13 protein-coding genes are annotated in these 15,012 nt (G+C 72.1%); 9 read left to right on the top strand and 4 right to left on the bottom strand.

Annotated features, from left to right (window positions below; translation table 11 throughout):
- The first annotated feature begins 150 nt into the window (after window positions 1-150).
- From ABTY98_RS25970 to ABTY98_RS25955, 4 genes are all read left to right on the top strand, one after another.
- The gene (locus tag ABTY98_RS25970) at window positions 151-774 is read left to right on the top strand and encodes a GntR family transcriptional regulator (protein WP_352223370.1); all 624 of its coding nucleotides are present in this window, start codon (window positions 151-153) and stop codon (window positions 772-774) included.
- Between the two features lie 317 nt (window positions 775-1,091).
- A complete protein-coding gene (gene aceE, locus ABTY98_RS25965; RefSeq protein WP_352223369.1) occupies window positions 1,092-3,794 on the top strand; it encodes a pyruvate dehydrogenase (acetyl-transferring), homodimeric type in 2,703 nt (900 codons plus the stop codon).
- Between the two features lie 81 nt (window positions 3,795-3,875).
- Window positions 3,876-4,865, top strand: coding sequence for a helix-turn-helix transcriptional regulator (locus tag ABTY98_RS25960; RefSeq protein WP_352223368.1), 990 nt, complete (start codon window positions 3,876-3,878; stop codon window positions 4,863-4,865).
- Window positions 4,866-4,921: 56 nt separating this feature from the next.
- Window positions 4,922-5,440 carry a DUF4240 domain-containing protein gene (locus ABTY98_RS25955; protein WP_352223431.1) on the top strand — a complete coding sequence of 173 codons (519 nt, stop codon included), beginning with the start codon at window positions 4,922-4,924 and terminating at the stop codon, window positions 5,438-5,440.
- A gap of 3 nt (window positions 5,441-5,443) precedes the next feature.
- Here the strand turns inward: ABTY98_RS25955 and ABTY98_RS25950 are convergent, their stop codons facing one another.
- A complete protein-coding gene (locus tag ABTY98_RS25950) occupies window positions 5,444-5,689 on the bottom strand; it encodes a hypothetical protein (RefSeq protein ID WP_352223430.1) in 246 nt (81 codons plus the stop codon).
- A 72-nt stretch (window positions 5,690-5,761) separates the two neighbouring features.
- Window positions 5,762-6,706 carry a peptidoglycan recognition protein family protein gene (locus ABTY98_RS25945; RefSeq protein WP_502994350.1) on the bottom strand — a complete coding sequence of 315 codons (945 nt, stop codon included), beginning with the start codon at window positions 6,704-6,706 and terminating at the stop codon, window positions 5,762-5,764.
- 190 nt (window positions 6,707-6,896) lie between these two features.
- Between ABTY98_RS25945 and ABTY98_RS25940 the strand changes: the two genes are divergently transcribed.
- Entirely contained in the window at window positions 6,897-8,081 is a 1,185-nt protein-coding gene (locus tag ABTY98_RS25940; protein ID WP_352223367.1) for a MarP family serine protease, read from the top strand.
- A 3-nt stretch (window positions 8,082-8,084) separates the two neighbouring features.
- Here the strand turns inward: ABTY98_RS25940 and ABTY98_RS25935 are convergent, their stop codons facing one another.
- The gene (locus ABTY98_RS25935) at window positions 8,085-8,573 is read right to left on the bottom strand and encodes a GNAT family N-acetyltransferase (RefSeq protein WP_352223366.1); all 489 of its coding nucleotides are present in this window, start codon (window positions 8,571-8,573) and stop codon (window positions 8,085-8,087) included.
- 72 nt (window positions 8,574-8,645) lie between these two features.
- Here ABTY98_RS25935 and ABTY98_RS25930 point away from each other — a divergent pair, with 72 nt between their 5' ends.
- Window positions 8,646-9,539 carry a TIGR01777 family oxidoreductase gene (locus ABTY98_RS25930; RefSeq protein WP_352223365.1) on the top strand — a complete coding sequence of 298 codons (894 nt, stop codon included), beginning with the start codon at window positions 8,646-8,648 and terminating at the stop codon, window positions 9,537-9,539.
- Between the two features lie 160 nt (window positions 9,540-9,699).
- Window positions 9,700-11,058: an NAD(P)/FAD-dependent oxidoreductase gene (locus tag ABTY98_RS25925; RefSeq protein ID WP_352223364.1), complete on the top strand. Its 1,359-nt coding sequence runs from the start codon at window positions 9,700-9,702 to the stop codon at window positions 11,056-11,058.
- Between the two features lie 228 nt (window positions 11,059-11,286).
- Here ABTY98_RS25925 and ABTY98_RS25920 read toward each other — a convergent pair whose 3' ends face one another.
- Window positions 11,287-12,753 carry an NsdA family TPR-like regulatory protein gene (locus tag ABTY98_RS25920; RefSeq protein WP_352223363.1) on the bottom strand — a complete coding sequence of 489 codons (1,467 nt, stop codon included), beginning with the start codon at window positions 12,751-12,753 and terminating at the stop codon, window positions 11,287-11,289.
- 249 nt (window positions 12,754-13,002) lie between these two features.
- Here ABTY98_RS25920 and lipB point away from each other — a divergent pair, with 249 nt between their 5' ends.
- Window positions 13,003-13,800: a lipoyl(octanoyl) transferase LipB gene (lipB, locus tag ABTY98_RS25915; RefSeq protein WP_352223362.1), complete on the top strand. Its 798-nt coding sequence runs from the start codon at window positions 13,003-13,005 to the stop codon at window positions 13,798-13,800.
- 107 nt (window positions 13,801-13,907) lie between these two features.
- The gene (gene lipA, locus ABTY98_RS25910; protein WP_352223361.1) at window positions 13,908-14,873 is read left to right on the top strand and encodes a lipoyl synthase; all 966 of its coding nucleotides are present in this window, start codon (window positions 13,908-13,910) and stop codon (window positions 14,871-14,873) included.
- Window positions 14,874-15,012: the final 139 nt, after the last annotated feature.

Genomic DNA, 15,012 nt, shown 5'->3' with positions numbered 1-15,012 from the left:
TCCGGACGGGGCACCGTCGTCTCACCCTGGTCCACACGGCCGGGAAGCGTGTAAGTCTCGTCTCACCTGCATGAAAGCGCCCCCGTGCGCCCTTCCTGAAAGGCAGTCCGGGCTTATTGTCTAAGCGTCAAACGCCCTTAAGGAGCTCCCATGACCGCGCCCGTCGTCCACTCGCTGCGCGAACAGATCCGCGAGCACATCGTGGAGGGAATCGTCAGCGGGCGCTGGAAGCCGGGCGAGCGGATCGTGGAGCGGCGGATCGCCACCGAGCTGGAGGTCAGCCAGACGCCGGTGCGGGAGGCGTTGCGGGAGCTGGAGTCGCTGCGGCTGATCGAGTCGGCGCCGAACAAGGGCGTGCGGGTACGGAACCTGACGGCGGCCGACCTGGAGGAGAGCTACCCGGTGCGGGCCGGCCTGGAGGCGATCGCGGCGGAGTTGGCGGCGGAGAAGCTGGCGGGTGACTGCTCGGCGCTCGAACCGCATGTCGCCGCGCTCTACGAGGCCGACCGGAACACCGACGGCACGGCGCAGGTCCGCCACACGGTCGGCTTCCACCGCGAGCTGGTCCGGGCGGCCGGCAACTCGGTGCTGCTGCACACCTGGGAGGGCCTGGGCATCGAGGTCTTCACGGCGCTGTCGATCCGCTGGCTGGGGACGGTCCAGCAGTCGTACGCCGAGGAGCACCAGGAACTGGTGGCCGCGTTCCAGCGCCGCGACCCGAGAATCGCGGACATCGTGAAGGCCCATGTGCTGGGGTGCGCGCCGAGGCCGTGAGCTGTCGGGGGATTGCGGCGAGCACCGCCTCCGGCCCCCCTCCCCCGCACAAGAGCGCACCCCCGCTCAAACACCGCCTCACCTGCGCAAACGCCGGTCAGCTCACGTCACCCGGTGCCACCGCCGGGGGCACCCCGTGCCGACTTTCTCGGAATCGAGAAGTTTTGCCCCTCAACCCTTTGATCGATCATCGATCAGAGAGTTAGAGTCACCGACGGACTTCCACCGAAGTCCGCTGCCCTGTCCTGCCAAAGACCAAGGGCACCCCCGAACCCTTACCGATGAGGGAACCCCCTTCGACTGAGGAAGGCGGCGACATGACCGACCCCAACGCCATCCAGCCGAGCGCGCTCGACCAGCTCCCGGACCGGGATCCGGAGGAGACCGCCGAATGGCAGGCCTCGCTGGACGCCGTGGCCAGGGAGGCCGGGCCGCACCGCGCCGCATACCTGATGCGCCGCACGCTGGAGCGCGCCGAGGCGGGCGGCATCGCGCTGCCGAAGCTTCTTGAGACGGACTACGTCAACACCATCCCCACCGCCGCCGAGACGGCCGTCCCCGGCGACGAGGAGATGGAGCGGAGGATCACCGCGTGGAACCGCTGGAACGCGGCCGCGATGGTCACCCGGGGCAGCAAACACGGCGTAGGCGGCCACATCGCCACCTTCGCCTCCGCGGCGTGGCTCTACGAGACCGGCTTCAACCACTTCTTCAAGGGCAAGGAGGCGGACGGGTCGGGTGACCAGCTCTACATCCAGGGCCACGCCTCCCCCGGCATCTACGCCCGCGCCTTCCTCGACGGCCGGCTGACCGAGGCGCACCTCGACAACTTCCGCCAGGAGGCCGGCGGCAACGGTCTCCCGTCGTACCCGCACCCCCGCCGCCTCCCCTGGCTGTGGGAGTTCCCGACGGTGAGCATGGGCCTCGGCCCCCTGTCGGCGATCTACCAGGCCCGTTTCAACCGCTATCTGACGGCGCGCGGCATCAAGGACGTCTCGTCCTCGCATGTCTGGGCGTTCCTCGGTGACGGCGAGATGGACGAGCCGGAGTCGACGGCCGCCCTCGCACTGGCCTCCCGTGAGGGCCTGGACAACCTCACCTTCGTCATCAACTGCAACCTGCAGCGCCTCGACGGCCCGGTGCGCGCCAACTTCAAGATCGTGCAGGAGCTGGAGGCCCAGTTCCGCGGCGCCGGCTGGAACGTCGTCAAGTCGCTGTGGGGCACGGCGTGGGACGAGCTGTTCGCACTCGACGCCACCGGTGCGCTGGTACGGCGGCTGCGTGAGGTACCGGACGCGCAGGTGCAGACGTACCAGACCCGCGACGCCGCCTACATCCGCGCCGACTTCTTCGGCAAGGACCCGGCGCTTGCCGAGATGGCGAAGCTGATCGGCGACGACAAGATCATCGAGTGCTTCCACCTCTCGCGCGGTGGTCACGAGGCCCGCAAGGTCTACGCGGCCTACAAGGCGGCCCTGGACCACAAGGGCGCGCCGACCGTGATCCTCGCCCAGACCGTCAAGGGCCACACCCTCGGCGACGGCTTCGCGTCGAAGAACGCCAACCACCAGATGAAGAAGCTGACGGTGGACGAGTTCAAGACGATGCGTGATCTGCTCGAACTGCCCATCAGGGACAGCGACTTCGTCGACGGCAAGGTGCCCTACGGCCACCCCGGCGCCGACTCCCCCGAGGTGCGCTACCTCCAGGAGCGCCGGGCGGCCCTCGGCGGCCCGGCCCCGGCCCGCCGTACGCACGCCCTGGCCCCCCTCCCGGCCCCCGACGACAAGGCGTTCGCCTCCTTCGACAAGGGCTCCGGTTCGCAGAACGTGGCGACGACGATGGCCTTCGTCCGGCTCGTCAAGGACCTGGTCCGCGACAAGGAGACGGGTAAGCGCTGGGTGCCGATCGTCCCGGACGAGGCGCGCACCTTCGGTATGGAGAGCCTCTTCCCCTCGCTGGGCATCTACTCGCCCAAGGGGCAGACGTACGAGCCGGTCGACCGCGACCAGCTGATGTACTACAAGGAGGCCGAGAACGGCCAGATCCTCAACGAGGGGATCACCGAGGCCGGTTCGATGGCCGACTTCATCGCCGCGTCGACCGCGTACGCGACGCACGGCGAGGCGATGATCCCGTTCTACATCTTCTACTCGATGTTCGGCTGGCAGCGCACGGCCGACCAGATGTGGCAGCTCGGCGACCAGCTCGGCCGCGGCTTCCTGGTCGGCGCGACCGCCGGCCGTACGACCCTGACGGGCGAGGGCCTCCAGCACGCCGACGGCCACTCCCCGGTGATCGCCGCGACCAACCCGGCCGCCCTGTCGTACGACCCGGCCTTCGCCTACGAGATCGCGACGATCGTCAAGGACGGTCTGCGCCGTATGTACGGCGAGCCGGCCCCGGGCGAGGACCCGAACGTCTTCTACTACCTGACCGTCTACAACGAGCCGCTCCCGCAGCCCGCGAAGCCGGCCGGTCTCGGCATCGACGAGGGCATCGTCAAGGGCCTGTACCGCTTCAACACGGCGGAGTCGGCCGGGCTCTCGGTGGTGGCGAACGCCCCGCGCATCCAGCTGCTCGGCTCCGGTACGGCGATCCACTGGGCGCTGAAGGCGCAGCGGTTGCTCGCCGAGGAGTGGGGTGTGGCGGCCGACGTCTGGTCCGCCACCTCCTGGACGGAGCTGCGCCGTGACGCCATGGAGGCGGACGCCGCGCTCCTGCGTGGCGAGGAGCGGGTGCCGTACGTCCGTCAGGCGCTGCAGGGCGCCGAGGGCCCGGTGCTGGCCGTCTCCGACTACATGCGTCAGGTCCCGGACCAGATCGCGCAGTGGGTCGAGCAGGACTACTCCTCCCTGGGCGCCGACGGCTTCGGCCTCTCCGACACCCGGGACGCGGCCCGCCGCCACTTCGGTGTCGACGCGGAGTCGGTCGTCGTCGCGGCCCTGGCCCAGCTGGCCAGGCGCGGCGAGGTGAAGGCGACGTCGGTGAAGGAGGCCCGGGAGGAGTACGGGCTGTAGGCACCGAGGTCCGGTGAGGGTGAAGGGGTACGGCGGCCGCCGTGCCCCTTCCTTGTCGGTGGGCCCCGGCATCATGAAGGCATGCGCGCCGCCCGTCTGATCAGAATGGTGCTTCTGCTCCAGTCCCGGTCCGCCATGACCGCCGGTGAACTGGCCGCCGAGCTGGAGGTGTCCGAGCGGACCGTGATGCGGGACGCGCAGGCCCTGTCGGAGGCGGGGGTGCCGGTGTACGCGGACCGGGGGCGCGGGGGCGGGTACCGGCTGGTCGGGGGGTATCGGACGGGGCTGACGGGGCTGGGGCGGAGTGAGGCCGAGGCGCTGTTTCTGAGCGGGGTGCCGGTGGCGTTGCGGGAGATGGGACTGGAGGACGCCGCCAGTGCCGCCCGGCTGAAGGTGTCCGCCGCGTTGATGCCGTCGCTGCGTGACGCGTCCCGGGCCGCCGCCCAGCGGTTCCATCTGGACGCGCCCAACTGGTTCGCCGAGCCCGGGACGCCCGCGCTGCTGCCGGCCGTCGCCGGCGCGGTGTGGGACGACCGGCGGGTCGTCGCGTACTACCGGCGCGGGGAGTCGGAGGTTCGGCGGGAGCTGGAGCCGTACGGGCTCGTGTTGAAGGCCGGCGTCTGGTATCTGTGCGCGCGGGTCGCGGAGACCGACTCCTACCGGGTGTACCGGATCGACCGGTTCCGCTCGGTCGAGGCCGGCGACGAGCGGTTCCATCGGGACGAGGAGTTCGACCTGCCGGGGTTCTGGGACCGGCGGGCGGAGCAGTTCGCGCGGTCGATCCTGCACGCCGAGGTGGTGGTGCGGCTGTCGGCGGTCGGCGTGCGCAGGCTGTCGTACGCCGTCGATCCGGTGGCCGCGCGGCAGGCGGTCGCGGGCGCCGGTACCCCGGACGGGCGGGGGTGGGTGACGGTGACTCTGCCGGTGGAGAGCGAGGAGGTCGCGCACGGTCAGCTGACCGCGCTCGGGCCGGAGGCCGAGGTGCTCGCGCCGCCGGGGCTGAGGGCACGCTTCGCGGCGGACGCACGGCGCCTGGCGGGGCTGTACCCACCGGCGGGTGACGGTGGATAACAATCCGCACCACTCCGCGTGCGCCCCCGGCGCCCAGGCACGATGCTTGACCCGTGATGGACGAGACGGAGTTCTGGGAGCTGATCGACGCCACCCGCGAGGCCGCCGAGGGCGACCCCGAGGACCAGGCGGATCTGCTCGTGGAACGGCTGCTCCAGCTGGACCCGGACATGGTGCTGGACTTCGCCCGTCACTTCGAGGCCCGCTACAACCGCGCCTACCGCTGGGACCTGTGGGGTGCCGCGTGGGTGCTGCTCGACGGGGCCAGCGACGACGCGTTCGACTTCTTCCGGTGCTGGCTGATCGGCCAGGGCCGGGAGGTGTTCGAGGGCGCCGTGCACGACCCGGACGGGCTGGCTGAGTCGCTGGGCGACTTCGACGAGGAGATCGACGGCGACGGCGAGGAGCTCGGGTACGCGGCGGACGAGGCGTACGAGCAGCTCACCGGGACCGTGGCCCCGGACCTGGGCATCGCCCCCGCGCCCTCCGAACCGGAGGGCACCCCGGTCGACTTCGAGGACGAGCGGGCGCTCGCGGAGCGGTTCCCCAGACTCTGGGAGCGCTTCAAGGAGTGAGTGCTAGGCGGTGCGGCGCCGGGTCACGTCCGACGGGATGTACGCCTGGGTCTGCTCGGCCTTGACCGGGTGGTGCATGGGCGCCGCGTTGGCCTGGTCGAGGGCGGACGCGGTGACCGCGGCCGGGCCGAGGACGACCGTCGCGACCGCGCAGACCACGGCCCAGGGGCCGCGTGCGGACCTGGCCCAACCGTCCTTCTCCGTGGTCCCCTTGGTGTCCTTGCGGGCTTCGGTACGACTGCTGTTCATGATCCCCGCCTCCAGTCGGCTTGTGTTGTCCATGACGTTAGGACGCGGGGATCTGAGCTGCCTGCGTGCCACCTATGGGATTCCTGTGGACGCCTTCACGGGCGCCCTCAGGGGTGTTTTCACCGGTGTTCCCGGGGGCGTTCGCACCGGGGTCGCCGGGGTCGCCGCGGGTGTGCTCGCCGGGGTCGCCGTGCGCGGTCCCGTCGGGGTCGCGGTGGCCGCTCCCGCCGGCACCCTGCCCTGCAGCCGGGCCGCCGCCTCCCTGATCTCGGGGAGGCGGGCGGTGAGGGCGGCACCGGGGCAGTTGGTCCGGTAGCCGTCCTGGTGGCCGGCCACGGCGGGCAGGGTGACGACGGTGCCTTCCCGGAAGCGGCTGAGCCCGTTGCTGGAGACCAGGCGGGTCCTGGCGCGGGGGTCGATGTCGGCCAGGCCGAGCTTCCAGGCGGCGACGGCGGCGATCGAGTCGGTCATGGCGCGCGGCACTGGGACCCCGGCGGTGAAGGTGCCGAGGGCGGCGATACCGGCGGTGCGGTGGTTGAAGCCCTGGGTGTGGGCGCCGGTGACCGCCCGTTCGGCGCCGCCCGCGCGGCCCTCGTAGATGGTGCCGCAACGGTCGACGAGGAAGTTGTAGCCGATGTCGTCCCACGCACGGTCGCCGGTCTGGCCGGTGTAGAGGCGGCGGATGATCTCGGGCACCTCGGCGCAGTCGTAGCCGTTGGGCGAGTCGGTGTGGTGCACGAAGACGGCGACGACCTTGTCGTCGTAACGCGGCGGCGGCTGGTTGCGGCGGACGGTGGCGTCCAGCCAGACCGAGCGCGGCACGATACGCGGCCGGGGCGCCCGGTAGCGGGTGGCGGGGCTGGCGGGCGCGGGCGCGGCGAGGTGGATCGCGACGGGGCGGTCGGCGCCCTGGACGCACAGCACCAGCGCGAGGACGGCGGCGAAGCCGGGCAGGCAGCCGAGCAGCGTCAGGACGGTGATTCCGCTGCGCCGCCCTGCTCTGGGGAAGACACGCATGGCACCCACTCTCGGGTTGATCCACTCCGCCCGCGATGTGTGCTGTGCCACCTGGTGGAACCAAGGTCCCGGTCCGAGGCGTTTCAGGGGGTACACGCACGCGTGGCGGGTTCCCGGGGTTCTCGCGCGCGTCGACTGATCACCGGACCTGTCCGGACCGTATTAAGGGCACCGAGAGAAAGGCGGCTTCGTGGACCTGCTCGACCTGGTGCTCGTACTGGTGGTCCTCGGCTACGCGGCGTCCGGTTACCGGCGCGGGCTGGTGGCCGGCTGTGTCTCGCTGGCCGGGTTCGTGGGCGGCGCGGTCATCGGCGTGTGGGTGCTGCCGTGGGTGATGGAACTGGTCACGCGCGGCACGGCGACGGCGACGGTGGTCGCGGTGCTGGCGGTGCTGGTGCCCGCGGTGCTCGGGCACGAGCTGGCGGGGCGGCTGGCGCTTCGGCTGCGCCGTGAGCTGGACCAGGGGCCGCTCCGGGTGGCGGACGGGGTCGGCGGGGCGGCGGCCAACTCGGTGGCGGTGCTGATCGTGGCCTGGGTGGCGGCGAGCGTGCTCGGCGCGTCCTCGTCGCCCGCGGTGACGACGGCGATACGGGACTCGAAGCTGCTCGGCGCGGTCCAGGACACCATGCCGGACACCACTCCGGCCTGGTTCTCGCGGGCCACCTCGGCGCTCACGGAGGCGGGTTTCCCGCAGGTCTTCAACCCGTTCGAGAACGAGTCGACGGCGCAGGTCGCCAGGCCGACCGGCGACAGCGTCACGGCGGCCGCCACGAATGCGGCCAAGCGCAGCACGGTCAAGATCGAGGGTGTCTCGGGCTCCCAGGGCCGCGAGGGCAGCGGGTTCGTGTACGCGCCGGAGCATGTGATGACCAACGCCCACGTGGTGGCCGGCATCACCGACCCGAGCGTGCGGATCGGCGGGGTCGGGACGTCGTACGAGGCGCGGGTGGTGCTCTTCGACCCGGACCGGGACGTGGCGGTGCTGTACGTGCCGCAGCTGCGGGCGCCGGTGCTGAGGTTCGACACCGGTGCGTCGCGCGGCGACTCGGCGGTGGTGGCCGGCTATCCCCAGGACGGCGACCTGAACCTGCAGGCGGCCACGGTGGCGAACAAGGTGCCGGCCACCGGGCAGAACATCTACAACGACGCCACCGTGACCCGGGAGATCTACTCGATCCGCTCCACGGTCCGCCCCGGCAACTCCGGCGGCCCGCTGCTGACCACCGGCGGCGAGGTGTACGGCGTGGTGTTCGCCCGGTCCACGTCGGACAACGAGACGGGGTACGTCCTGACGGCCGACGAGGTGGCCTCGGACGCCACGCGCGGGGCGAACGCCACGTCGTCGGTCGACACCGGCGAGCTGATCACGTCCTGACGGTCACAGCGCCCGGCCCATGATGACGTCGTCGACGTACTGGCCGTCCAGGAGGAACTCCCCCGGCAGCACGCCCTCGACGGCGAAGCCCTCCGACTCGTAGAGCCTGCGCGCCGGGGCGTTGTGCGCGAGGACGCCCAGCCGGATCCGGCGGGCGCCACGGCGGCGGGCCTCCTCCATCACCGCCCGCAGCAGCGCGCGGGCGACCCCGTGGCCGCGGGCCTCCTCGGCGACCGCGAGGCCCTGGATCTGCCGGACGTGCGCGTTGGAGGCGATCTTGTGGCCGAAGCCGAGACGGATGTAGCCGACGATGCGCCGGTCGAGCTCGGCGACCAGGGTGTCCTCGGGGGCGTGGCGCTCACTGAAGAAGGGGTCGTACGGCGGCTGCGGCTCGGGCAGCACGGCGTGCAGATACGACCAGGTGGCGCGGTCGAGGGCGCAGAGTTCCTCGTCGTCGTCGGGCAGGGCGGTGCGTATGTACGGTTCCGGCATGGAGTCACCCTAAGTCGGGCGACACCCGGGGCCCACGGGTTTTCGGGTGCCGGGCCCGGCATGCTGGGAACCATGGAACGCTCTCGTATCGCGGTGGCCGGTGCGTCCGGTCTGATCGGCAACGCCCTGGTGCGCTCCCTGCGGGCGGACGGGCACGAGGTGGTGCGCCTGGTGCGGCGCGCGGCCCACGGCGCCGACGAGGTCTGCTGGGACCCAGGCGGGCAGTACGTGGACACGGCCGGGCTGGCCGGGTGCGACGCGGTGGTGAACCTCGCCGGGGCCGGGATCGGCGACCGGCGTTGGACGGCCGCCTACAAGCGGGAGATCCGGGACAGCCGGGTCCTCGGCACGGCCGCGCTCGCGGAGGCCGTGGCCGCCTTGGAAGAGCCGCCGCGGGTGTTCGTGAGCGGCAGCGCGATGGGCTTCTACGGCGACACGGGCGACCGGGTCGTCGACGAGGACGCGCCGCCCGGGGACGGCTTCCTGCCGTCGCTGTGCGTGGAGTGGGAGGAGGCGGCGGCCCCGGCGCGGGAGGCGGGTGTACGGACGGTGTTCGTCCGCACGGGCCTGGTGGTCGCCCGCGGGGGCGGGGCCTGGGCCCGGCTGTTCCCGCTCTTCAAGGCGGGCCTGGGTGGCCGGCTGGGCGACGGGCACCAATACTGGTCGTACATCGCGCTGCACGACGAGGTGGCCGCGATCAGGTTCCTGATGGACGCCGAAGGTCTGGCGGGCCCCTTCAACCTCACCGCGCCCCACCCCCTGACGAACCGTGAGATCACCGCGGCGATGGCCCGGGTGCTGCGCCGTCCGGCGCTCTTCCCGGTCCCCTCCGCGGCGCTGCGGCTGGCGCTCGGCGAGATGGCGGGGGACGTGCTGGGCAGTCAGCGCGTGGTGCCGAAGCGGCTGCTGGAGTCGGGGTTCACCTTCGCGTTCCCGGGCATCGAGGACGCGATTCGCGCGGCCTGACAACACATGTGACCGTATGCGACCGGTGTGCGACCGTGCTCTGTCCATGCGCGACTGCCCTTGACCGGTCACCGCCCTAACCTCGACCCGAACTCGGGTATCCCCGGAGCTGGTTGGGGGCATCACGTCTCCACCGGACGCGCAATCGAGGAGGGGCCTCGTGCATGAGCCCGCGTACCAGGCGGACGTCGTCATCGTGGGAGCCGGTATCGCCGGGCTCTCCGCGGCTCATCGGCTGAACAGCGCAGGAGTAACGACCGCGGTCCTGGAGGCCGCCCCTTACGCCGGCGGCCGTATGTCGACCGAGAAGGTCGATGGCTTCCGGCTGGACCGGATAGGACAGCTCCTCTCCACGTCCTACCCGGAGCTACGGCTGGCGCCGGGACTGGACGCACTGGTTCTGCGCCGGTTCGCGCCCGGCGTACTGCTGCATCGCGACGGGCGCAGGCACCGGGCGGGCGCTCCGGCGGGCGGCGGGAGCGCGAGGGGCGCACTGCACGCGGTGCGCGCCCTGGCAAGCGCCCCCAGGGGCGGCTCGGCCGTGTCACCCGCGCGGGCGACCGCGCCGATGGGCGGCGCGGTCGACCAGGCGCGGCTCGGCGCGGCGCTGGGCCGGATCGCCACCACACCTGTGGAACGCATCCTCGCCCGCCCCGAACTCCCGGCCGCGGACGCCCTCGCGGAGCGCGGGGTGCCCGCCCGGACGATCGACGGCTTCCTGCGCCCGCTGCTCGCGGCCCTGCTCTGCGACCCGGAGCTGACGACGTCCAGCCGCTGCGCCGACCTCGCCCTGCGCTCCTTCGCGAGCGGCCGGCTGTGCGTGCCGGAGGGGGGCGCCGAGGTCCTCCCGGAACTCCTCGCCCGCGCCCTCCCTCCCGGCACAGTACACACGGGCGTACGGGTCACCTCGGTCTCGACGACGTCGGTGACGACGGCCGAACACGGCCAGATCCACTGCCGGGCGGTGCTGCTGGCGACGGACGCGCGGGCCGCCGCCGAGCTGCTGCCCGGCCTGCGCGTCCCGGACTTCCACCAGGTGACGGTGGTCCACCACACGACGGACGAACCGGCGGCGCTCACCACGGGCACGTCGCTCCTCCTCGACGCCGACCGGGGCGGGCCCGTCTCCCACACCTCGGTCGTCAGCAACATCGACCCGAGCCGGGCCCCGCAGGGCCGTGCGCTGATCTCCTCGACGGTCCTCGGCACCCCGCCCTCCGGCATCGACACGGCGGTCCGTATGCACCTGGCCCGGCTCTACGGCACGTCGACGCACCGCTGGGAGACCCTGGCCGTCCACCACACCCCGGAGGCGATCCCGGCGATGCGCCCCCCGCACGACCTCCGCCGCCCGGTCCGCCTCCTGGCAGGCCTCTACGTCTGCGGCGACCACCGGGACACCAGCACGGTCCAGGGAGCGCTGCACTCGGCCCACCGGGCGACGGCGGCGATCCTGACGGACCTGGGCGTATCAGGATCGATGCACAGCGCGGAGACCATGCAACGCCGGGCAGCGTAACCGCGCCCCGCCGGGGCGCGGGGCTGTATTCGGCATGCGGCTCCGCCGCGCGGGCGCGACCAGCCACGACGGCCGCACCCGGCGGCGAACCGGAACCGGCCACGGCGAGTGGCACCGGCCGCCCCGGCACCGCCGGACAACGCCGTCGTGGCCGATCACCGCCGCAGCGGACAAGACCCCCAGGGGTCGGCGGACCGGTGCCGAGCCGCGCGCCGACCCGACCGGTGGTCAGCTCAGCGCGGCGACCTTGTCGCGGTAGCCCCTCACCGGTGCCGCGTCCTTGTACGGCTCCAGTCGGCGTTCGAAGTCCCTGACGTACTCGATCGCCCGTACCGAGCGCATCTCCGCGGCGGCGCCCGCCGCCTCCGCCCCGAGCGCGCACGCCTGGTCGAGTTCGCCGAGGCCCAGGCGGGCCGTGGCGAGGACGACGCGGCAGAAGAGGCGGCTGCGCGCATAGGAGGGCGCACGGAGTTGCAGCGAGCGCTCCGCGTGCTGCGCGGACGCCCGGAACTGCTGGAGATCCCGGTGGCAGTGGCCGAGCTCGTCGGCGAGCTGCGCCTCGTCGAAGAAGCGTGCCCAGTGCGGGACCTCGTCGCCGGGCCGGGCCGCGTCCAGGGCGCGTTCGGCCCGGACCAGCGCGCCGGTGCACGCCCGCACCTCGCCGAGGACCCCGTGGGCGCGGGCCTCGGCCGCGTGCAGGAGTGCCTGGACGATCGGCGGGGCGCTGGTGCCCACGCCCTGCTGGGCCACGCGGGCCAGCTGTACGGCCTCCCGGCCGTGGCCGAGGTAGACGGCCTGGCGGCTCATGGTGACCAGGACGTAGGAGCCGTAGGAGCGGTCCCCGGCCGCCTGGGCGAGGCGGAGGGACTGGACGAAGTAGCGCTGGGCGAGACCGTGCGCGGCGATGTCGTACGACGTCCAGCCCGCGAGCCGGGTCAGGTCCGCGGCCGCGCCGAACAGCTTGCGGCCGGTCTGCTCGCCGTACGTGCCGCGCAGCATCGGCTCGCACTCGTGCTCCAGATAGCGCACCAGGGCCTGCCGGGCGTGCCCGCCGCCGTACTGGTCGTCGAGGGAGCGGAACAGCTCGCCGACCGAGCGGAGGGCGGCGATGTCCCCGCCGGTGACCCGCTGGCCGGGCCCGCGTTCGGCCTGCCCGCGCGAGCGTCCCGGCAGGGCCGGCGGCTTGGGTGCGGCGGGCCGGATCTGCGCCGGCACCCGGACCGCCGGCGTTGCCGTCTCACCGCGGGCCACCTTGTCGTCGGCACGGCCGATCAGCCAGTCCCGGCTGGGCACCACGAGCCCGGCCGGGGTGAACGCGATCTTGCGGAGTTCGGCGTGGCTGCCGGAGTCCTTGCGCCACAGCCCGCTGACGATGTCGACGGCCTCCTCGGGGGTGGCCGCGAACTCCAGCCCGGCGTACACCGGGGCGCAGGCGTCCAGGCCCAGGTCCTGGGCGGTGAGCCGGCGGCCGAGGCGCCGGGTGAAGACCTCGGCGATCAGGGCGGGGGTGGTGCCCCGGGGCTGCTGGCCGCGCAGCCACCGGGTGACCGAGGTCTTGTCGTATCTGAGATCCAGCCCGTGTTCGAGACCGAGTTGGTCGACGCGACGGGCCAGACCCGCGTTGGAGAACCCCGCTTCTGCGATGAGCGCGGCGAGCTGGCGGTTGGGGGTGCGCTGCGCGGGTCGGTCCGTCATCTGCGGTGCGGTCTCCTGCCTTTCGGGCTCAGCTCGGTCGCTTGTGCCCGGATTGCCGGTGAGCTGCCCTTTTGGCACTCATGGACGGCGCGAATGTAGCGGAGAGTGAGCAGGTGATCGCACTCTTCGCCGTTCATTCATCCGATCGTGTGAGGATTGACCCCAAGGCTGACGCGCGACGGGCGGACGTACAGTGGCTTGGGCGCGTTATGTGCCTGACACACCCATCGCCTGAGGGAGGCGCTTGCCGTGAGTGAGTTGCGGTTCGTCCGCGTGGGGTTCGGCGTGGACGCCGTCGAGTACCAGGAGGCGTGGGACGAGCAGCGCCGCGTGCACGCGGCGCGGTTCGCGGACGAGGTGCCCGACACGGTGCTGCTGCTCGAACACCCCCCGGTGTACACGGCAGGCCGCCGCACCGCGGACAACGAGCGGCCGCTGGACGGCACCCCGGTCATCGACGTGGACCGCGGCGGCAAGATCACCTGGCACGGCCCGGGTCAGCTGGTGGGCTACCCGATCCAGAAGCTCCCGCGTCCGGTGGACGTGGTCGCGCACGTACGGCGCCTGGAGGAGGCACTGATCCGGGTCTGCGCCGAGTTCGGCCTGGCGACCACCCGGGTCGAGGGGCGCAGCGGGGTCTGGGTGCTCGGTGACCCGGTCGAGCAGCGGCCGGCGTCGGGCGGGCTTTCCCTGGACTTCGACCCCCGGCTGCAGGACGAGGAGTTCGACCCGCGGCTGAACGGCCCGGAGTACGCGCCCTCCAACGCCGGGCAGCGCCGCGAGGACCGGAAGATCGCCGCGATCGGCATCCGGGTGGCCAAGGGCGTCACCATGCACGGCTTCGCGCTCAACGTGAACCCCGACAACAAGTGGTTCGACCGGATCATCCCGTGCGGCATCCGGGACGCGGGTGTCGCCTCCCTCGCCGGCGAGCTCGGCAGGGACGTGACGATCGAGGAGGTGCTGCCGGTGGTCGAGCGGCACCTGAAGGACGTCCTGGAGAACGCGGAGCTCAAGCCGCGGGAGATCGAGAAGGCCTCCGCCTGACCGAAGGAATGCGGCCTGCGGCTGAGGGGTTGGCCTCTCAGGAAAGGCCCGGCAATCACGGGCGTACCCTGGTGTACGCCGAGGAATCGAAGTTACAGGGAGCCGACGTGTCCGCAGTCTCACCCGACGGACGCAAGATGCTGCGCCTGGAGGTCCGGAACGCCCAGACCCCCATCGAGCGCAAGCCCGAGTGGATCAAGACCCGGGCGAAAATGGGCCCCGAGTACACGAAGATGCAGAACCTCGTGAAGAGCGAGGGCCTGCACACGGTCTGCCAGGAAGCCGGCTGCCCGAACATCTACGAGTGCTGGGAGGACCGCGAGGCGACCTTCCTCATCGGCGGCGACCAGTGCACCCGGCGCTGTGACTTCTGCCAGATCGACACCGGCAAGCCCGAGGCGCTGGACCGCGACGAGCCGCGCCGCGTGGGTGAGTCCGTGGTCACCATGGACCTGAACTACGCCACCATCACCGGCGTCGCCCGCGACGACCTGGAGGACGGCGGCGCCTGGCTGTACGCCGAGACCGTGCGCCAGATCCACGCGCAGACGGCGGAGCGCGAGGCCGGCCGTACCAAGGTCGAGCTGCTCGCCCCGGACTTCAACGCCGTCCCGGAGCTGCTGCGCGAGGTCTTCGAGTCCCGCCCCGAGGTGTTCGCGCACAACGTCGAGACGGTGCCCCGGATCTTCAAGCGGATCCGTCCCGGCTTCCGCTACGAGCGCTCGCTGAAGGTCATCACCGAGGCCCGTGACTTCGGCCTGGTCACCAAGTCCAACCTCATCCTCGGCATGGGCGAGACCCGCGAGGAGGTCAGCGACGCGCTGCGCCAGCTGCACGAGGCGGGCTGCGAGCTGGTCACCATCACGCAGTACCTGCGCCCGAGCGTGCGGCACCACCCCGTGGAGCGCTGGGTCAAGCCGCACGAGTTCGTGGAGCTGAAGGAGGAGGCCGAGCAGATCGGCTTCTCCGGTGTGATGTCCGGGCCGCTGGTCCGCTCCTCCTACCGGGCCGGGCGGCTGTACCGGATGGCCATCGAGAAGCGGGGTGCGTTCGTCGCCGCACAGGCGGTCTGATCCCCGCCCGCTTCCCCACGGCTCCGAGCGTGTGAATTCGCGCACGAGCTACTACCGGCCAGTAATGACCGAATGGACGCGGTCCTGACCGTCCTCGCTGATGAGGACGCCCGTCAGGACCGCGTCAGCGTGCGGAGCC

The organism is Streptomyces sp. NPDC096040 (assembly GCF_040303265.1).
GTDB lineage: Bacteria > Actinomycetota > Actinomycetes > Streptomycetales > Streptomycetaceae > Streptomyces.
Note: the sequence above shows the minus strand (reverse complement) of the source record. Positions and strands in the feature narration are given on the sequence as shown.